Origin of the sequence: Microvirga alba (assembly GCF_015694465.1) — a bacterium.
In the GTDB taxonomy this organism is placed as follows: Bacteria; Pseudomonadota; Alphaproteobacteria; order Rhizobiales; family Beijerinckiaceae; genus Microvirga; species Microvirga alba.
Genome location: NZ_JADQDO010000008.1, coordinates 67053 through 84645, shown reverse-complemented (window position 1 = coordinate 84645; position 17593 = coordinate 67053). Strand labels below are relative to the sequence as shown.

Annotated in this window: 17 protein-coding genes; 5 read left to right on the top strand and 12 right to left on the bottom strand. The window is 63.6% G+C overall.

Annotation, left to right across the window (positions count from 1 at the left end; genetic code table 11):
- Nucleotides 1-35 precede the first annotated feature (35 nt).
- From I2H38_RS15510 to I2H38_RS15480, 7 genes are all read right to left on the bottom strand, one after another.
- Nucleotides 36-1436 carry an NAD(P)(+) transhydrogenase (Re/Si-specific) subunit beta gene (locus tag I2H38_RS15510; RefSeq protein ID WP_196272769.1) on the bottom strand — a complete coding sequence of 467 codons (1401 nt, stop codon included), beginning with the start codon at nucleotides 1434-1436 and terminating at the stop codon, nucleotides 36-38.
- A 4-nt stretch (nucleotides 1437-1440) separates the two neighbouring features.
- Nucleotides 1441-1890, bottom strand: coding sequence for a proton-translocating transhydrogenase family protein (locus tag I2H38_RS15505; protein ID WP_196272768.1), 450 nt, complete (start codon nucleotides 1888-1890; stop codon nucleotides 1441-1443).
- A 14-nt stretch (nucleotides 1891-1904) separates the two neighbouring features.
- Entirely contained in the window at nucleotides 1905-3041 is a 1137-nt protein-coding gene (locus I2H38_RS15500) for a Re/Si-specific NAD(P)(+) transhydrogenase subunit alpha (RefSeq protein ID WP_196272767.1), read from the bottom strand.
- A gap of 178 nt (nucleotides 3042-3219) precedes the next feature.
- Nucleotides 3220-3513, bottom strand: coding sequence for an aa3-type cytochrome c oxidase subunit IV (locus tag I2H38_RS15495; RefSeq protein ID WP_196272766.1), 294 nt, complete (start codon nucleotides 3511-3513; stop codon nucleotides 3220-3222).
- A gap of 115 nt (nucleotides 3514-3628) precedes the next feature.
- Nucleotides 3629-4846, bottom strand: coding sequence for a glycosyltransferase (locus I2H38_RS15490; protein WP_196272765.1), 1218 nt, complete (start codon nucleotides 4844-4846; stop codon nucleotides 3629-3631).
- Between the two features lie 63 nt (nucleotides 4847-4909).
- Nucleotides 4910-6262, bottom strand: a complete 1353-nt coding sequence (locus I2H38_RS15485) for an ABC1 kinase family protein (protein ID WP_196272764.1) — start codon at nucleotides 6260-6262, stop codon at nucleotides 4910-4912.
- 11 nt (nucleotides 6263-6273) lie between these two features.
- Entirely contained in the window at nucleotides 6274-8133 is a 1860-nt protein-coding gene (locus I2H38_RS15480) for a M3 family oligoendopeptidase (protein ID WP_196272763.1), read from the bottom strand.
- Nucleotides 8134-8590: 457 nt separating this feature from the next.
- Between I2H38_RS15480 and I2H38_RS15475 the strand changes: the two genes are divergently transcribed.
- Both I2H38_RS15475 and I2H38_RS15470 read left to right on the top strand, forming a co-directional pair.
- Nucleotides 8591-10357 (top strand): L,D-transpeptidase family protein, encoded by a 1767-nt coding sequence (locus I2H38_RS15475; protein ID WP_196272762.1) that lies wholly within the window; start codon nucleotides 8591-8593, stop codon nucleotides 10355-10357.
- A gap of 135 nt (nucleotides 10358-10492) precedes the next feature.
- The gene (locus I2H38_RS15470; protein WP_324617413.1) at nucleotides 10493-12157 is read left to right on the top strand and encodes a DUF882 domain-containing protein; all 1665 of its coding nucleotides are present in this window, start codon (nucleotides 10493-10495) and stop codon (nucleotides 12155-12157) included.
- A gap of 78 nt (nucleotides 12158-12235) precedes the next feature.
- Here I2H38_RS15470 and I2H38_RS15465 read toward each other — a convergent pair whose 3' ends face one another.
- The 5 genes from I2H38_RS15465 to I2H38_RS15445 all read right to left on the bottom strand — a co-directional run bounded on the left by I2H38_RS15465 (nucleotide 12236) and on the right by I2H38_RS15445 (nucleotide 14621).
- Nucleotides 12236-12670 carry a DUF1810 domain-containing protein gene (locus I2H38_RS15465; RefSeq protein ID WP_196272896.1) on the bottom strand — a complete coding sequence of 145 codons (435 nt, stop codon included), beginning with the start codon at nucleotides 12668-12670 and terminating at the stop codon, nucleotides 12236-12238.
- A gap of 199 nt (nucleotides 12671-12869) precedes the next feature.
- Nucleotides 12870-13130: a DUF2312 domain-containing protein gene (locus I2H38_RS15460; protein WP_196272761.1), complete on the bottom strand. Its 261-nt coding sequence runs from the start codon at nucleotides 13128-13130 to the stop codon at nucleotides 12870-12872.
- 59 nt (nucleotides 13131-13189) lie between these two features.
- Nucleotides 13190-13495: a DUF1244 domain-containing protein gene (locus I2H38_RS15455; RefSeq protein ID WP_196272760.1), complete on the bottom strand. Its 306-nt coding sequence runs from the start codon at nucleotides 13493-13495 to the stop codon at nucleotides 13190-13192.
- 10 nt (nucleotides 13496-13505) lie between these two features.
- A complete protein-coding gene (locus tag I2H38_RS15450) occupies nucleotides 13506-14339 on the bottom strand; it encodes an N-formylglutamate amidohydrolase (protein ID WP_196272759.1) in 834 nt (277 codons plus the stop codon).
- Between the two features lie 96 nt (nucleotides 14340-14435).
- Entirely contained in the window at nucleotides 14436-14621 is a 186-nt protein-coding gene (locus tag I2H38_RS15445) for a hypothetical protein (protein ID WP_196272906.1), read from the bottom strand.
- Between I2H38_RS15445 and I2H38_RS15440 the strand changes: the two genes are divergently transcribed.
- The 3 genes from I2H38_RS15440 (at nucleotide 14620) to pyk (ending at nucleotide 17530) form a co-directional block, all read left to right on the top strand.
- Nucleotides 14620-15459, top strand: coding sequence for a DMT family transporter (locus I2H38_RS15440; protein ID WP_324617412.1), 840 nt, complete (start codon nucleotides 14620-14622; stop codon nucleotides 15457-15459). The genes I2H38_RS15445 and I2H38_RS15440 overlap by 2 nt on opposite strands.
- Nucleotides 15460-15628: 169 nt before the next feature.
- Nucleotides 15629-16090, top strand: coding sequence for a DUF1036 domain-containing protein (locus I2H38_RS15435; protein WP_196272757.1), 462 nt, complete (start codon nucleotides 15629-15631; stop codon nucleotides 16088-16090).
- Nucleotides 16091-16093: 3 nt separating this feature from the next.
- Nucleotides 16094-17530 (top strand): pyruvate kinase, encoded by a 1437-nt coding sequence (pyk, locus tag I2H38_RS15430; RefSeq protein ID WP_196272756.1) that lies wholly within the window; start codon nucleotides 16094-16096, stop codon nucleotides 17528-17530.
- The last annotated feature ends 63 nt before the right edge of the window (nucleotides 17531-17593 follow it).

The window sequence follows — 17593 nt, the reverse complement described above, 5'->3', positions numbered from 1 at the left end:
CGGCCTTCCTGTAAAAACGCTGCTCCGCAACATCCTCAATCGAGGTTCTTCACGATTTCATCGACCATTTTCTTGGCGTCGCCGAAGAGCATCATGGTGTTGTCCTTGAAGAACAGCTCGTTCTCGACGCCGGCATAGCCGGAGCCCATGCCGCGCTTGATGAACAGCACGGTCTTGGCCTTCTCGACGTCGAGGATCGGCATGCCGAAGATCGGCGAGGCCGGGTCGGTCTTGGCGGCCGGGTTGGTGACGTCGTTGGCGCCGATGACGAAGGCGACGTCGGCCTGCGCGAACTCGCCGTTGATGTCCTCGAGCTCGAACACCTCGTCGTACGGCACGTTGGCCTCGGCAAGGAGCACGTTCATGTGGCCCGGCATGCGGCCCGCCACCGGATGGATCGCGTACTTGACCTCGACGCCCTCAGCTTTCAGCTTGTCCGCCATCTCGCGCAGGGCGTGCTGGGCCTGCGCCACCGCCATGCCGTAGCCCGGCACGATGATGACCTTGGAGGCGTTCTTCATGATGAAGGCCGCGTCGTCCGCCGAACCCTGCTTGACCGGCCTCGTCTCGGCGACGCCGCCGGCCGCCGCGGCCGTCCCGCCGCCGAAGCCGCCGAGGATGACCGAGATGAACGAGCGGTTCATGCCCTTGCACATGATGTAGGACAGGATCGCGCCCGACGAGCCGACCAGCGCCCCGGTGATGATCAAGGCGAGGTTGCCGAGCGTGAAGCCGATGCCCGCCGCAGCCCACCCGGAATAGGAGTTGAGCATCGACACCACCACCGGCATGTCCGCGCCGCCGATCGGGATGATCAGCGTCACGCCGAGCACGAAGGAGGTCAGCACGATGAGCCAGAACAGGGCGTGGCTCTCGGTGCGGATGAAGGCGACGGCCAGCACCAGCAGCAGCACGCCCAGCGCGATGTTGAGGACGTGGCGCTGCGGCAGCATGATCGGCTTGCCGGACATGCGCCCGTCGAGCTTCAGGAAGGCGATGATCGAGCCGGTAAACGTGATCGCGCCGATCGCCGCCCCCAGCGCCATCTCGAACAGCGAGCCGCCATGAATGGCGCCAACGCCGCCGATGCCGAAGGCCTGCGGCGCATAGAGCGCACCCGCCGCCACCAGCACCGCCGCGAGACCGACGAGCGAGTGGAACGCCGCCACCAGCTGCGGCATCGCCGTCATCGGTACGCGCCGCGCGACCACCGCGCCGATGGTGCCGCCGATCACCAGGCCCCAGAAGGCCAGGAACCAGCCGCCGAAGCCGTTCGGCGGCGACACGGCGAGGGTCGTGAGGATCGCAATCCCCATGCCGATCATGCCGTAGAGATTGCCCTTGCGCGACGTGGTCGGGTGCGACAGGCCGCGCAAAGCCAGGATGAACAGGACGCCGGAGACGAGATAGAGGATCGAGGCAAGATTAGCCGACATCGCCTCAGTCCTTCTTGCGATACATGGCGAGCATGCGCTGGGTCACCAGGAAGCCGCCGAAGATGTTGATGGAGGCCAGGATCAACCCGACGAAGCCGAACCCGCGCGCCCAGAGCGGCCCGTCGCCGAGCGCCGGGGCCACATTGACGCCGACCGCCAGCAATGCGCCGACCACGATCACCGAGGAGATCGCGTTGGTCACCGACATCAGCGGCGTGTGCAGAGCCGGGGTTACCGACCAGACCACGTAATAGCCGACGAAGATCGCGAGCACGAAGATCGCGAGCCGGAACACGGTCGGATCGACCGCGCCGTGGGTGGCGGTGGAGACGGCCGTCGACACGACGGTCGCCACCTGGTCCGCAAGCGCCTGCGCCGTATCGGCGGCCTGCTGGGCGGCCCTGGCCGCCGCGCGGGTCTGCTCGACGGCCTGTTCGGGCGTGAGTGTCGCCATGATAATCCCCCTCTTTAAGCCGTCGGCTGGAAAGCCGCGTGAACGATAGCGCCGTCGCGGGTCAGGCAGGTCGCCTTCACGAGTTCGTCGTCCCACTTCACGGCAAGGGTCTTTCTGGCCTTGTCGACCAGCGTCTCGACGAAGGCGTAGAGGTTCTTCGCGTAAAGGCTCGACGCCGTCGCGGCGAGGCGGCCCGGCACGTTGAGATGCCCGACAATCTTCACGCCGTTGTGCTCGATGACCTGTCCTGCCTGCGCCACCTCGACATTGCCGCCGCGCTCGACCGCAAGATCCACGACCACCGAACCCGGCCGCATGCTCTCCACCATCTCGCGCGACACCAGTCTGGGCGCGGGACGGCCGGGAATGAGCGCGGTGGTGATGACGATGTCCTGCTTGGCGATGTGGGAGGCCACCAACGCCGCCTGCTTGGCCTTGTAGTCCGCCGACATTTCCTTGGCGTAGCCGCCCGCGGTCTCGGCCTGCTTGAACTCGTCGTCCTCGACGGCGATGAATTTGGCGCCCAGGCTCTCGACCTGCTCCTTGGCCGCCGGGCGCACGTCGGTCGCGGTCACCACGGCGCCGAGCCGCCGCGCCGTGGCGATGGCCTGAAGCCCCGCCACGCCCGCACCCATGACGAACACGCGCGCCGCCGGCACCGTGCCCGCCGCCGTCATCATCATCGGCATCGCCCGGCCATATTCCGCCACCGCGTCGATCACCGCGCGGTAGCCCGCGAGGTTAGCCTGCGAGGAGAGAACGTCCATGACCTGCGCGCGCGTGATGCGCGGCATCAATTCCATGGAAAAAGCCGACACCCCGGCCTCGGCCAGCGCTTTCAGCGCCGCCTCGTGGCCATACGGGTCCATGATCGCGATCACCAAAGCGCCGGGCTTCACACCCTTCAGCTCGCCTTCCGCCGGACGGCGCACTTTCAGCACCACATCGGCGTCCTTGAGCGCATCCTTCGCGTTCTTGGCGATCGCCGCCCCCGCCGCCTCGAACTCGGCGTCGGAAATGCCCGCGCTCACGCCGGCACCGGACTGAACCACAACGTCAGCCCCAAGCGACTTGTACTTCTTGACCGTCTCAGGGCTGGCGGCGACGCGTGTCTCCGCCTTGTCTGTTTCGGAGAGGACGGCGATGCGCATGCATGACCCCGCGTTAGAGAATTGGAAAATCTCCAGAGCGGGATGCGCCGACCGGGATCATCGCGCCCGCCCTATCATCTGACCTTGGCGCGATCTTTTCGAAAAACAGGTGCCCCTTTTTTTCGGATCGCGCCAAAGTATCTCTTGCTGGGCAGGGCCGAGACGCCCCGGCCAGGTCTTAGTAGAAAGCCAGGGCGATCAGCAGCAGGATGGCGACGACCGCCGGAGCGCGCACGCCGATCGAAGCCGACATGGCGCCGACCGCGCCAGCCACTCCCGACAGCAGAACCCCCAGGATCGCGGTCAGCCAGGCATGCCTGACACCGCCGACGGCAAGCGCCAGCACCCAGCAGAGAACGACAACGGTACCGATTTCGGCGAAGCGGACGAACCCATGATAGGTCGCCTCGTGCGCGGCCTCATCCATGTCCGGATGGTAGCCCCCGTTGGAAGCATTATTTGTATTGGCCATGATCAATGCCCTGTTTCAGCATCTAGTTCTTGATTGTTGCGTTTACCCCATGCGGTGAGGAGCCGCAATCTTTCGGATGGACTCCGGCAAAACTTTATGGGGCACGCCCGTCCGCTCACTTTATTCCCAAGAACTCCCGCCATTGGGGCAGGCAGACGGTCTGGAAGTCATATTTCTCAAGCGCTACCTTTCGCGCCTCAGCAGCCATTTCGGCGGCTTTTGCCCTGTCCGTCAGGGTTTTGCGCACCTGCTCCACCAAGGCCTTCTCATCGAAGAACGGAAACAGGCGGCCATTCACGCCGTCCTTGATGACCTCGCGGACCGGGTCGGTGTCGGAGGCCACGATCCGGCACCCGAGCGCCATGGATTCCACCAGCGACCACGACAAAACAAAGGGATAGGTCAGATAGAGGTGCGCGGAGGAAATCTGCAGCACCTTGACGAATTGGTCGTAAGGCAGCCTCCCGACGAAATGGACACGCGACCAATCCACCGGGCGCTTGATCTGCTCGCGGAACACGTCGAACCACGTCTTCCCACCCGGCGCGTGGGCGGAATAGCTCGTTCCGGTGCCACCAATGACGACGACGCGCACATTCGGATCGATGTCCAGGAGGTCCGGCAGACTTCGGAGCACCACATGCGAACCGCGCATCGGCTCGATGTTGCGGGCCACGTAGGTGACGATCGGCATATTCTGGTCGAGCCGCGGCCCCTCCTTGCCCAGTTGGACGGTCAGGCCGGGATGAGGTTTCAGGCTCTGGGCGTCGATGCCGTCATGGATGATCGCCACCTTGTCGCGCAGATAGGCCGGGAACGTATCGCGCTGATACTGGGTTGGCGCAACGGCAAGATCCGCCGCGTCCAGGGCGCCGAGCTGCATGGAATTCTTGACTCGCAGACGCCAGACCGTCTCGACGTTCGTGACCGGGAATTCGGGATCGAAATCCAGGTCCTGGCCCTTGGCGGCATAATAATATTCGAAATAGGCCACATGCCGGGCGCCGGGCCAGACGTCCTTCAGGAACAGGTTTTCGCCCCACCCGGTGTTCACCATCACGATGTCGGGGTGAAATCCGGCCTCGGCCAGCTCCCGCGCGCAATGGGCGGCGCCATAAGCGCGCCGCAACCGCGGAATGACGGGCGAAAAGCGGTTCTCGAACTGCGGGTCCTCCGGTCCGGCGACCGGGTCATATGAGTAATAGGTCACGCCGGGAAGCGGGCAGGTCTTCAGCATGCCGATGCCGACGACCTCGTGGCCTTCCTTCGCGAGGGCGAGCGCCAGACGCCCGAACTGGCCTGGAAAATTCTGATGAACAAAAACGATTTTCATTGTTGCCCCCTGACGTGCGGTAAGGCTCTACGGCCAGATCGCCGAAGACGCAACCTCATAACGTTAGATCCGTAAGCCGGAGGCCTTCAAAACCTCGCCTTGCCGCAGGCCGAGGCGCTCGAGCGAGAAGCTCTCGATCTCAGCCTCGAACAGCCGGTGATAGTTCAACTCCGCCCTCAGATGCAGGAACACCGCGCCCAGGCCCACCGCCGCGCGGTCCATGAAAACGAATTCGCGGGGCACCGTGACCGGACCCTTTTCTTTGAGCGCCTTGTGAACCTGAAAGGCCTGGCGGCGGCCATATTCGCTGGGTTTCACGCCATCGGCCACCGTGCGGACGCGGTCGTCGAGGAGCGGCCCGTAGATGAACCGCGCCCAGATATTGAGGATGTCGATCAGTTCCTTCGACAGGTTCTTGAAGCCCCAGGTCTCGTAGGCGTGCACGATGCGGGCCCGATCGTCATGCTGCAGCCCCCGATAGAGATCGACGACGCCGCCGACGAATTTCGGATGGAAGATGCGGATGCAACCATAATCGAGCAGATTGATCCCCTTCGCCTCGCCACCCTCGGAGAACACCGTGTAATTGCCGAGGTGGGGATCGCCATGGATCACGGCCGCATGGCTGAAGGGGTGCCACCACGCCTTGAACATGGCGATGGCGAGCCGATTGCGGATTTCAGTCTCAGCATGGGCGAATTGCAGGATCTTGTCGCCGTCCAGCCAGCCCAGCGACAGGAGCCGCTTGGTCGAAAGGTCCGGGTAAACGTCCGGCACCCGGACTTCCTCGATGCCGGATAGGGCGAGCGCATAGAGCGCGACATGTTTCGCCTCGCGTTCGTAGTCCAGTTCCTCCCGCACCCGCTCGCCAATTTCTTTCGCGATCTCCCGCGTGTCGATGGCGGGGTCCATGCGGCGGTGGACGGCAAACACCCATTCAAGCTGCGCGAGATCCGCCTCCACGGCGGATTGCATATCCGGATACTGCAATTTGCAGGCAAGGCGCGCGCCATCCTTCGTGGTGGCCCTATGGACCTGACCAAGAGAGGCGGCGGCGGCCGGGTGCAGGTCGAAGGAGCCGAAGCGGCCTTGCCAGTTGAGCCCAAGTTCCGCCTGCATCCGCCGCTTGACGAAAGCCGCCCCCATGGGCGGCGCGTCACTCTGCAATTTCTGCAGCTCCGCGGCATATTCCGGCGGGATCAGATCCGGAATCGTGGCGAGCAGCTGCGCCACTTTCATGATCGGCCCTTTCAACCCGCCCAGGGCTTGGGCGAGGGCCGCCGCATTGGAGGTGTTGCCCTCCAGGCCGAAGAGCCGCGCGCCTGCGATGCGAGCCGCAACGCCGCCCATATTGGCGCCGACACGGGCATAGCGCGCGGCACGGGCGGAGAAGCGGTTCGCTTCGTTGTCGGACATCAGCTTAAGCCTCAGGCGTCCTTTTCCATGTCCTCGAGCTCGCCGATCAGCCGCTCGATCATCGACAATCCGATCTGCCAGAAGGACGGATCGCGGGCATTCAGCCCGAAGGGGGCGAGAAGCTCGGAATAATGCTTCGTACCGCCTGCCGAGAGGAGCGCGAAATAACGATCCACGAAGCCCTCGCTCGAGCGCTCATAGATGCCGTAGAGCGAATTCACCAAACAATCGCCGAAGGCATAGGCATAGACGTAGAACGGCGAGTGGATGAAGTGCGGGATGTAAGTCCAGAAGGATTCGTAGCCGGGTCCGAGGCGCACCGAGGGCCCGAGGCTTTCGTCCTGCACGGACATCCAGAGTTCGCAAACCTTGTCCGCCGTCAGTTCGCCGTTGCGGCGCTCCAGATGGACCTTGCGCTCGAACGAGTAGAACGCGATCTGGCGCACCACGGTGTTGAGCATGTCCTCAACCTTGGCGGCCAGCATCGCCTTTCGCTGAACCTTGTCGGTGGTTTGATCGAGCAACCGCCGGAAGGTGAGCATCTCGCCAAAAACACTCGCGGTTTCGGCCAGGGTCAGGGGAGTCGGGGCCATAAGCGCGCCGTTGGGCGCGGCGAGAACCTGGTGCACGCCGTGGCCGAGTTCATGGGCCAGCGTCATCACGTCCCGCGGTTTTCCTTGATAGTTCAACAGAACGTAAGGATGCGCGGAAGGAACCGTCGGATGCGCGAACGCTCCGGGAGCCTTGCCGGGGCGGGTCGGCGCGTCAATCCAGCTCTCGTCGAAGAAACGGCGTGCGATGTCGGCCATGCGCGGCGAGAAGGCGGAGTAGGCGGACAACACCGTCTCCTTCGCCTCGTCCCAGGCAATCGTGCGCTGCTCGACTTTCGGCAGGGGCGCATTGCGATCCCAATGATCGAGCTTGTCCTTGCCGAACCACTTGGCCTTCAGCGCATAATAGCGATGCGACAGGCGCGGATAGGCCTCCTGCACGGCGGAAACCAGCGCCTCCACCACTTCCCGCTCGACCCGGTTCGCCAAGTGGCGTGAATCCGCCACGTCCTCGAAGCCGCGCCAACGGTCGGAAATTTCCTTGTCCTTGGCGAGCGTGTTGGTGATCAGTGTGAAAGTGCGCAGGTTCTCCTTGAAGGTTTTGGCCAGCGCATCGGATGCGTCCTTGCGCACGCTCTCATCCGGGTCCTGCAGCTTGTTGAGAATCGGCTCGATGGCGAGTTCCTCGCCGCGAATTGTAAAGCGCAGGGTGGCAATCGTTTCGTCGAAAAGACGGTTCCAGGCGGAACGCCCGGTCACGGATTTCTCGTGGAAGAGCTTCTCGATGTTGTCTTCAAGCTGATACGGCTTGTCCTTGCGCAGATCCTCGATCCACGGGCGGTAATGCGCGAGGGGCTCTTCGCTCATGGCCTTGTCCATCACCGCGTCGTCGATGCGGTTGAGTTCGAGCCCGAAGAATAGAAGCTCGCTCGACGCGGCGGTGAGGCGCTCCTGCGTGTCGCCATAGAACTTCGCCCGCACCGGATCGGTCGTATCGCCGGCATAGATCAGACCCGCATAGGACATGAGGCGTCCGAGCAGATCCTCCACGGCCTCGTAACGCTTGACCGCCTTGCCAAGCGTATCAGCCGGCCTGTCGCCGCGCACCAGGGCATCGAGCTTGCCGCGATAAGCCTCGGCAAGCGCCTTGCACTCGGCTTCCGCCTTCGCGAGATCGCTCTTGAACGCCTCGCTGTCCATGCCCGGATAGAGATGCGTCAAATTCCATTCGGGCAGCGCACCGAATTCGGTCTGCGCCGTGCCACCCGAGGCACCGTGGTTCAAAAGGAGATCGTTCTGAAAGTCGAATGAGCTTGGCATATCCGAAAACAAAGTTCGAGGGCAGGGTCGATGAACATATTGGCTGCCTGGCGCGCCGGATCAACCCAATCTTATTTGAGGATAAGCCTCGGAAACGCGGCGCGCATTAAGCGTCGGTTTACGCTTCGCGCCCAGCATGGGGTTCCAAAATCCTTTCCGCCAAGCTCGTTCATGCCTTTCCCCCACCCTTTCGCGAACGATATCCCCGCGCTTCGCCAAGGGAGGCGGCGCGAGCTTTGCCGCTGCCCCAAGGCAGGAACTGGCGAAGCCTGGAGCGCAAATCATCCGCCCCGCGCTCGCTCTCTGCCGCAAAATGAAAGAACTTGGTTTGGACGTTGCAGCCGCATGACGCGTTCGCGCGTTGATCTTAGCGGGTGTGCCGCCGCACCGAAGGCTTTCACGAACGTGGAAGGATCGATACCCCTTCCGCCTCTGAATCGTGATGAGGAACAAGGTCATGCGTAGCCTGCGCAAGACGACGCTCTGGTTGGGTCTGATCGGGTCCGTCTCACTGCTCTCCCTGTCCGCCTTCGCGGAGGACCAGAATACTCCTGACCTGACGGACGCCCTCCAGCCCGTTCTTGCGCAATCGGCAGCCGAACCTTCGTTTCATGATGTCGTCATCGGGGAGACCACGCGGGACATCGCGATGCCGCTTCCCGAAGCGCCTGCGCCTGTCACGATCACGGCCTCGGACCTGAAGCCGGCCGAGGCCCTCGACGTTCCGGTGCCGGACATCGCGGCCGCTACCGTCACGCCCACGGACTGGTTTCGCATCGCTGTCGAAGGGCGTTTCGCGGACGACGCATTCATGCGCGATCTGCGCTTGAGCCGCGCCGATCGGGATGCGCTGGCGGCGTTCTACGCGCAAGCCAAGTATCCGCTGGCATGGGCTCAGGACGGCAACTGGTCTCCCACCGCCCAAGCGGTCGCTGCGCGCCTCAAGGCTGCCGATGAAGACGGCCTCGATCCAGTCGACTATCCCCTCCCCGATCTCGGATTGCAGAAAGATGCCGCGCCGGCCAAATGGGCCGAGGCCGATTTGAAACTGAGCGTTTCCGTCATCCGCTATGCCCGCGATGCGCGCGGCGGACGGATCGACCCGTCTCGCCTCTCGCCGCTGCTTACGCCCAAGCTCGATCTGCCCGCTGTCGCCGAAGTGCTCGGCCAAGTCGCGAAGGCCAAGGATCCGGGCGCGGTGCTTGCCGCCTATAATCCACCCCATCCCGGCTATCAGGCGTTGAAGAAGCATCTCGCCGAGCTGCGCGCGAATCATCCCTCCCAGCCGACCGTGCGTCTCCCCAAGGGCGCGACCTTGCGCGTGGGGATGGAGGACCCGCGCGTGCCTTTGATCCGGGCGCGTTTCAACCTGACGAAAGAGGCTGACGCAAAGAACGTTTATGACGAACGGCTCGCGTCCGCCGTGGCCGCGTTCCAGAAAGAAAAGGGCCTGCCGACGAATGGTGTTTTGACGCCGCAGACGGCGGCGGCGCTTTCCGGGCCATCAGTTGCGCAGATGGAAGGCGAGCTGATTGCCAATATGGAGCGCTGGCGCTGGCTGCCTGGCGATCTCGGCGCGCGCCACATCGTGGTCAACGTGCCCGAGTTTCGCCTGCGCTTTGTCAATGCGGGCAGCGTGATTCATCAGACGCGCGTCATCGTCGGCAAGCAGCAATCGCAGACGCCGATCTTTTCCGGCGACATGAAATATCTGGTTGTGAACCCGTCCTGGACGGTGCCCCCGTCGATCCTGAAAAAAGAGTTCCTGCCGGCTCTGGCGAACGACCCGACCTACGCAGCGCGCAGGGGCTACAAGGTCATCCGCAACGGCGACCGCATTTCCGTGCAGCAGCCGCCGGGCGAGCGCAACGCGCTCGGCTTCGTCAAGTTCATGTTCCCGAACCAGCACGCGGTCTATCTGCATGACACGCCGAACCGGTCCCTCTTCGCGGCGGGCAAGCGCGCCTTCAGCCATGGCTGCGTGCGCGTCGAGCAGCCTTTCCAGCTGGCGGAGGAGATCCTCGGTCAGGAGAGCACGTGGTCCGAGCAGAAATTGCGCGGCCTCATCGGCAAGGGCGAACGTTACGTCAACCTTCGCACGCCGCTCCCTGTGCACCTGACCTATTTCACCCTCGCGGTCGACGAGCACGGCGTAATGAAGACCTTCGACGATCTTTATGGCATCGACCGCAAGGTGCGCGCTGCCTTGGGCTTTTCGTTGTAAGCTTTCCCGGCCCGAAAAGGCGGCCGGATTTTTTCGCGCGCACTTAACCTGGAAGTAACCGTCTTCGACAAAGATCCCTTCACTATAAGGGATGCCGCTCCCACCCTCGCGGCATGTCAAAAGACGAGTATCACAGTGAGAGTATTGCGTTCGGACCGCTCGACGGTCGCGTCGAACATCGTGCGCCGTGCCGGAATCGGCCTTGCGGCCCTGATCGTGGTTATGGTGGGCGGCACGCGAGGCACGCAGGATGCGATCGCCAACGGCGATACGCGAACGCTGACGCTCTATCACAACAACACCAAGGAAAGCATCACGGTCACGTTCCGACGGAACGGGCAGTATGATTCCGCAGGGTTGCAGCAGCTCAACTGGTTCCTGCGCGACTGGCGTCGGGAAGAGCCGACCCGCATGGACCCGCGCCTTTTCGATACCGTGTGGGAGGTGTATCGCGAGGTCGGCTCAAGCGCGCCGGTCCACGTGAATTCGGCCTATCGCTCGCCGCAGACCAACTCGATGCTGCGGCGGCGCTCCAGCGCGGTCGCGAAGAACAGCCAGCACATGCTCGGCAAGGCCATGGATTTCTATCTGCCCGACGCCTCCACCGAGCGCTTGCGCGCCATTGGCATGCGCTTGCAGAACGGCGGCGTCGGCTATTACCCCAACGCCTATACGCCTTTCGTGCACCTCGATGTCGGCAGCGTGCGCGCCTGGCCGCGCATGACGCGCGATCAGCTCACCCGCATCTTCCCGGACGGGAAGACCGTGCACGTTCCCTCCGACGGCACGCCGCTCGCCGGCTATGAGGAAGCGCGCGCCGAGGTGCTGGCGAAAGGTGGCACGGTCGGCGGCTACACCGCCGTGGCCGATGGCGAGGACGCGGTTGCCTCGCCCACCCGCCGCAAGAGCCTGTGGGCGACCCTTTTCGGCGGCAGCGACGAGGACGAGGACGCGGAGGAAATCCGCGCTGCGTCCCGACCAGGCCGAAATATTCTCGCGTCGCGGAGCAGTTCGCCTCAGAACGGCTACTACGCGAGCGATTCCAACTCCTCGGTCTATGCCGCCTTGCAGCCAAACACGCAGCCGGCCGTCACGCGCCCGGTCGCCGTCGCCCAGCAGAAACCGGAACCCGCGCCGCAAGCTGTGGCCGTGGCGCCAGCCTCGATCGCGCCTGCCTTGCGTGAGGACCTGAATCCACCGCCGCTTCCGCCAACCAGGATCGCCGGCCCGCCGAGCACGGTCGAGACGCCTAACGGGCCGTCCCTTTCCTGGCAGCAAGGACCGACGGGACAGGGTTCCAACGGGTCCGATCTGGCGATTGCAAAGGGCGTGGCCTTCGCGCCGATGCCGCCGCGCCGTCCCGGCCTGGATGATGTCGTCGACACCACCGTCCTTGCCTACGCCCCGATCCCGCCAGTCCGGCCGGGTTCGCTCGCCGAGACCAACCCGATCCCGGGCCTTGGAGAGCTACGCGGCTCGGCCAGTGTGATGGCGAGCGCCTCTTCGGCGCCGCTACCCCCGCCCCGTCCGGGCGTGCGCCCGATCACCCTGGCATCCGTCGCGCCGGTCGATATTCCGATCACGGGCTCGACCCTCCGCGATCCGTCCAAGGACCTGAAGGCGAAGGCCGAGCCTGCCCATCCGCCGTCAGCCGCTCCAGCTCAGAAAAGCTCCGCGAGCGCGCTCATGACGACAACGGGTCCGAGCCTCAACATGGGCTTCTCCTCCAAACCCATGGGCGATCTCGCAACCAATCGGTTCACCGGCCCGGCGGTCAAGCCGCTGCAGGTCGTGCGATAAAGGAAAAGACAGGGCTCGGACCCTGCCTTTTTTCTCCGTCGTTCATTCGTCGAAGGCGGCCAACGCGTGCCTCTCCTATCAAGAGCGCAATCCCAGGATCGCCAGCGTCTTGGAATCCATCCGACCCTCGAAGTAACGATCCAACGCGGAATGAAAGACCGTGCCGGCGTCCGACGCCAGGGCAAACAGGGTCATCGAGGAATGGAACTTCATGTCGTCGGGCGATCCGAAGATCGCATGGAGCGGGATGCCCTCGCACCGCAGCACCAGATCGGTGCATGCGATGAGCCTTGGACCGAGGATCGGATGGTTGAGATAGGCCCGGGCCTCATCGAGAGAGCCGATGGCGTATTTCTGGGCCATCGGTGAATGGCCCAAGCCTTCGATTTGCGGAAAGATGAACCAAATCCAATGCGTCCGCTTCTTTCCGTCCTCCAATTCGGCGATGACCCGGTCGTACACGGGAGCCTGCGCTCGAATAAATCTCTCAAGATCAAACTCTTGCGCCGCCATCGTTGCCCTTACCCGCCACATCGCTGCGATCGGTATCAGAACGCACGCGCTTGCCTTGTCGTTGCACCGTCAAGGGGACATGCGCAGATGTCGGTTCGTGCGCGCGTTAAACCGCGGCGGGATCAGCCGCCCCGGTGGGGCCCGAAAAGCGAAAGGCGGGGATCGACCCCGCCTTTTGTTTCTCTGCAGACAAGAAATCTCAGCCGGCCATCCCAAGCGCCTGCATATACAGTTCGAGAATCGCCTCTTCCTCCTGGCGCTCGGCGTAGTCGCGCTTACGCATGGAGATGATCTTGCGTATCACCTTGGTGTCGAAGCCGTTGCCCTTGGCTTCCGAATAGACGTCCTTGATATCGCCCGCGATGCCGGCCTTTTCCTCTTCGAGGCGTTCGATACGCTCGATGAAGGCCTTCAGCTGGTCGGCCGCGACGGATTCGGTTTGAAAAGCTGCGTCATCCATGAAATTCGCCCTTGATTGGTAGCATTGAGATCAGTGTTACATTCTTTGCTTGAGGCTCTTTAATGCCTCGGCTTCGATTCCTCAAAGCCCTTCAGTTGCGAGGGGCTGGCCTCGCCCTGGTAGCGCTCCTTCCACTCCTCGTAAGGCATGCCATAGACATAGGTCCGGCTGTCATCCTTCGAGAGCGCCAGGCCGCGCGCGTCGGCGGCTTCCTTGAGCCAGTTGGACAGGCAGTTGCGGCAGAAGCCCGCGAGATTCATGAGATCAATGTTCTGAACATCCGTCCGCTCGCGCAGATGCTCCAGCAGCCTGCGGAACGCGGCAGCCTCCAATTCGGTACGGGTCGCGGCGTCGATCTCGTTCATGGCGTTGTCCTCAATGACGGCGCAGACGCTCTTGCGTGCGGGAGGCGTGGAGTTTGGGGGCCCGCAACGCCTCCTGCGCGGCGATGGGCGCAAGCAACCGGGCGAACCGTTCAGCCCATTCTTGCGCGCCCTCGTCCGCCGCGATCAGATCCTGCCGGATCTCGATCAAGGCATTGGCGAGACCACGCGCAGTGGCGTGCCGGTGAACCGTATCGCCCGCAAGAGCCCCATCATAGGGCTCGTTATCGCCGACGACGAGCCCCGTTTCCGCCCGCAAGCCGTCGAGCAGCGGGACGGCGCAGCGCTCATCCGCATCCCACAGAATTCCCACATGCCAGGGGCGCGACCAGCCGCGCCAGACCGGCGTGAAGCTATGGACCGTCACAATGATCGGCGGATGCCCCGACGCCATGGCGCGCTCGATCCCGGCCGTGATGGCGGCATCGAACGGATCGTAGAAGCGCGCGATGCGGGCCTGGATGTCCACCTCATCCACATCGGCATTGCCCGGCACAACCGCCCCGTCGGACAAGCGCATGACGAGAGTTGGGTCGTCCCGCCCGCGATTGGGATCGATGATCAGGCGCGAAAACCGGGTGAGGATCGCCGGCGCTCCCAAACGGCGGGCAAGCGAGCGGGTCACGGCCGCGGCGCCGATATCGTAGGCGATGTGGCGCTCGAACTCGCTCGGCGGCAGGCCGAGATCGCCGAGATCCGGCGGCACGGCATTGGAAGCGTGATCGCACAGAATCAGGAGCCCCGATTCGACTGCCCCGGCGATGGTTTCGACGGGCCAAGGCTCAAGGGCAGGATCGGCGAGTTTGATCGCGGCGGAGGAAGACATGGGGGACGAGAGGGCCGTTTGAGGGTTGAAGCGAAGCCTTAAACTGCCGTAGGAAGCATGACAACGCGACCTTCTGCGCTCGATCGTCATCCGATCTCACGGGATCGGAAAGCGCCTAATGTTTTGTTTTGCCGCTTTTTTATTCGCAGAATCGGCATCCACTTTTGCGTCATATGCTCTAAAACTTTCAACTGAATTCATGTCCTCTCCATCAAAAACGGCGCGCTTCGGCGCGGGCTTCGCCTCTGCTTTCGCCGCGCTCTGCGCGGGGGCCGTCGCCATGGGCGCTTCCCCGATCTTCGTGCGTTTCGCTTCACCAGAAGTAGGCCCCTTCGCGAGCGCCTTCTGGCGCGTCGCGCTGGCGCTGCCCGTGCTCTATCTCTGGATGCGGATCGAAGAGGCCAAGGCCCCGGCTGACGCGCCGAAGGTCTCGTTCACCAAGGCGACCGTCCTGGCCGGCCTCGCCTTCACGGGCGATCTGTTCTTCTGGCACCTGTCGATTCTCAACACCACCGTCGCCAACGCCACCTTCTTCGCAACGACCGCTCCACTCTTTGTCATCCTGATCGTCTGGCTGTTCCTGAAGCAGCGGGTGTCGCGCGGCACCCTTGTCGGGCTTGCCCTCTGCCTCGCCGGCGGCGCGGCCCTGATCGGGCAGAGCCTGCAGGTAGACCCGAGCCGCCTCCGCGGCGATCTCTATGGAATCTTCACGGCGTTCTTCTTCGGCCTCTATTTTCTGACCATCGGAAAAGCGCGCAAGACGGCTGGCGCGGCGCGGGTGACTTTCGAAGCTGGCATCGTCACATCCGCCTGCCTCCTCGTGATCGCGCTTCTGTTCGACAGCCGCGTGATGCCGCACACTTGGCAAAGCATCGCGGCCCTCACGTCGCTGGCCTTCATCAGCCAGGCCGGCGGTATCGGCCTTCTCGCGGTGGCGCTGGGGCGGCTGCCGCCGGTCTTCTCGTCCCTGGTGATCTTCCTCGAGGCGATCGCCGCCGCCCTGTTCGGCTGGGTGATCCTGGGCGAGGCGCTGACCCTGATCCAGAGCCTCGGCGGCGCGTTGATCCTGTTCGGCATCTGGGCCGCCCGACCGAAGCCTCAGGCCCCGGCCTCGAAATGAGGACGTCAGAGGCCCGTATCCACCGCCAAAAAAGTTATTAGCAGGCTAAATTTACAATATTCATGCGGCTGGGTCTTGATGCGGCATCGCTTCTGGCCGACAACGATTCGACATACTTCTCGAAGCATTGTGCGATTTCGTTCATTCCAAACCGACCGAACCGATATCCATGAAGGCCGCATCTTTCCTCTCAGCTCTTAACGGGCGGCTCAGCCTCGGGCTGGCGGCTGCCCTTTCGGCAGGCCTTTTCCTGGCCGCGTCGCCGGCGCGGGCCGACTTGCGTCTGTGCAACATGACGTCGAGCCGCGTCGGAATCGCGCTGGGCTATCGCGACGCGCAGGGTTGGGTGACGGAAGGCTGGTGGAACCTCAGTTCGCGCGGCTGCGAAACCCTTCTGAAGGGGCAGCTCGGTGGCCGGTTCTACTATGTCTACGCTATCGACTACGATCGCGGCGGCGAATGGAGCGGACGTTCCTTCATGTGCACCCGCGAGCGCGAATTCACGATCCGCGGCACGGAAGATTGCCTCGCCCGGGGCTTCGATCGCAACGGCTTCTTTGAAGTCGACACAGGTCAACAAAAGAGCTGGACGATCCAGCTCACCGAAACAAACCGGCCAGGGGGGCCTTAAAAAATGAGACGCGTCCGGCGTACCAAAATTCTCGCAACCTTGGGTCCGGCCTCCGAGAATCCCGAGATGATCGCGAAGCTGTTTCAGGCCGGAGCGGACGTGTTCCGCCTGAACATGAGCCACCTCGCCCGCGAGCGCCTGCCCGAGCGCGTCGAGATGATCCGCGCCGTCGAGGCCAAGTTCAAGCGACCCATCGCCATTCTGGCCGATCTCCAGGGCCCGAAGCTGCGCGTCGGCACGTTCGAGGGCGATAGCGCCATGCTGGTGAAGGGCCAGTCCTTCACCCTCGATGCGGACCAGACCCCCGGCAACGAGAAGCGCGTTTATCTTCCCCACCCGGAAATCCTCTCGTCCCTGGAGCCGGGCCATACGGTCCTGATAGACGACGGCAAGCTGCGTCTGCGCGTGAAGAGCGTGAAGAGCGGCGCCGCCGTCACAGAGGTCGAGGTGGCCGGCAAGATCTCCAACCGCAAGGGCGTGAGCCTGCCGGACACGGTGATCCCCGTCGCCGCCATGACGGAGAAGGATCGTTCCGACCTTGAAGCCGCGCTCGATGCCGGCGTGGACTGGATCGCGCTCTCTTTCGTGCAGCGCCCGGAAGACGTGGCCGAAGTGAAAAAGGTGGCGCGCGGCCGCGCGCTCGTCATGTCGAAGCTCGAGAAGCCGCAGGCCATCGCGCGCCTCGACGAGATCGTCGAAATTTCCGACGCGGTCATGGTCGCCCGTGGCGATTTGGGCGTCGAGATGCCGCTCGAAAAAGTCCCCGGCATCCAGAAGCTCATCGTCCGTACAGCGCGCAAACTCGGCAAGCCGGTCGTCGTCGCGACGCAGATGCTCGAATCGATGATCACCTCGCCGGTCCCGACCCGCGCCGAAGTCTCGGACGTTGCGACCGCCGTCTACGATGGCGCGGACGCGGTGATGCTCTCGGCGGAAAGCGCCTCTGGCCAGTATCCGGTGGAAGCGGTCGCGACCATGAACCGGATCGCGGAAGAGATCGAGCAGGACCAGAGCTACTGGTCCATCATCAAGACACAAGGATCGGCGCCGGAGGCGACGGGTTCGGACGCCATCGCCGCAGGCGCGCATCAGATCGCCGACACGTTGCATGTGAAGACGATCACCGCCTGGACGTCCTCTGGCTCGACCGCCTTCCGCATTGCGCGCGAGCGGCCGAATTCGACGGTGGTTGCGCTGACCCCCAACCACAACACGGCCCGTCGCCTGGCGTTGGTCTGGGGCGTGCATCCGATCCGCACGAAGGACGCGAGCGACGTCGACGACATGGCGTTCCGCGCCTGCAAGTTCGCCGTTCGCGAAGGCTTCTCGCAGATCAGCGACCGAATCATCATCGTCGCGGGGGTGCCCTTCGGCACGCCAGGCGCGACCAACATGGTGCGCATCGCCTTCATCAGCCAGGAACACGCCGCACAGGCTTAAATATCGAAGGCCCTGGCGGAACATTCCGCCAGGGCCTTTTTTCAGAATCAACAGGGGCTTTGG

Bases quoted from the DNA above. Each gene is read 5' to 3' on its own strand.
- I2H38_RS15505 (WP_196272768.1), bottom strand. From the start codon at position 1,890: ATGGCGACACTCACGCCCGAACAGGCCGTCGAGCAGACCCGCGCGGCG.
- I2H38_RS15495 (WP_196272766.1), bottom strand. From the start codon at position 3,513: ATGGCCAATACAAATAATGCTTCCAACGGGGGCTACCATCCGGACATG.
- pyk (WP_196272756.1), top strand. From the start codon at position 16,094: ATGAGACGCGTCCGGCGTACCAAAATTCTCGCAACCTTGGGTCCGGCC.
- I2H38_RS15440 (WP_324617412.1), top strand. From the start codon at position 14,620: ATGGGCGCTTCCCCGATCTTCGTGCGTTTCGCTTCACCAGAAGTAGGC.
- I2H38_RS15500 (WP_196272767.1), bottom strand. From the start codon at position 3,041: ATGCGCATCGCCGTCCTCTCCGAAACAGACAAGGCGGAGACACGCGTC.
- I2H38_RS15465 (WP_196272896.1), bottom strand. From the start codon at position 12,670: ATGGCGGCGCAAGAGTTTGATCTTGAGAGATTTATTCGAGCGCAGGCT.
- I2H38_RS15485 (WP_196272764.1), bottom strand. From the start codon at position 6,262: ATGTCCGACAACGAAGCGAACCGCTTCTCCGCCCGTGCCGCGCGCTAT.
- I2H38_RS15475 (WP_196272762.1), top strand. From the start codon at position 8,591: ATGCGTAGCCTGCGCAAGACGACGCTCTGGTTGGGTCTGATCGGGTCC.
- I2H38_RS15510 (WP_196272769.1), bottom strand. From the start codon at position 1,436: ATGTCGGCTAATCTTGCCTCGATCCTCTATCTCGTCTCCGGCGTCCTG.
- I2H38_RS15460 (WP_196272761.1), bottom strand. From the start codon at position 13,130: ATGGATGACGCAGCTTTTCAAACCGAATCCGTCGCGGCCGACCAGCTG.
- I2H38_RS15445 (WP_196272906.1), bottom strand. From the start codon at position 14,621: ATGGCGACGGCCCCCGCGCAGAGCGCGGCGAAAGCAGAGGCGAAGCCC.
- I2H38_RS15490 (WP_196272765.1), bottom strand. From the start codon at position 4,846: ATGAAAATCGTTTTTGTTCATCAGAATTTTCCAGGCCAGTTCGGGCGT.
- I2H38_RS15435 (WP_196272757.1), top strand. From the start codon at position 15,629: ATGAAGGCCGCATCTTTCCTCTCAGCTCTTAACGGGCGGCTCAGCCTC.
- I2H38_RS15450 (WP_196272759.1), bottom strand. From the start codon at position 14,339: ATGTCTTCCTCCGCCGCGATCAAACTCGCCGATCCTGCCCTTGAGCCT.
- I2H38_RS15480 (WP_196272763.1), bottom strand. From the start codon at position 8,133: ATGCCAAGCTCATTCGACTTTCAGAACGATCTCCTTTTGAACCACGGT.
- I2H38_RS15455 (WP_196272760.1), bottom strand. From the start codon at position 13,495: ATGAACGAGATCGACGCCGCGACCCGTACCGAATTGGAGGCTGCCGCG.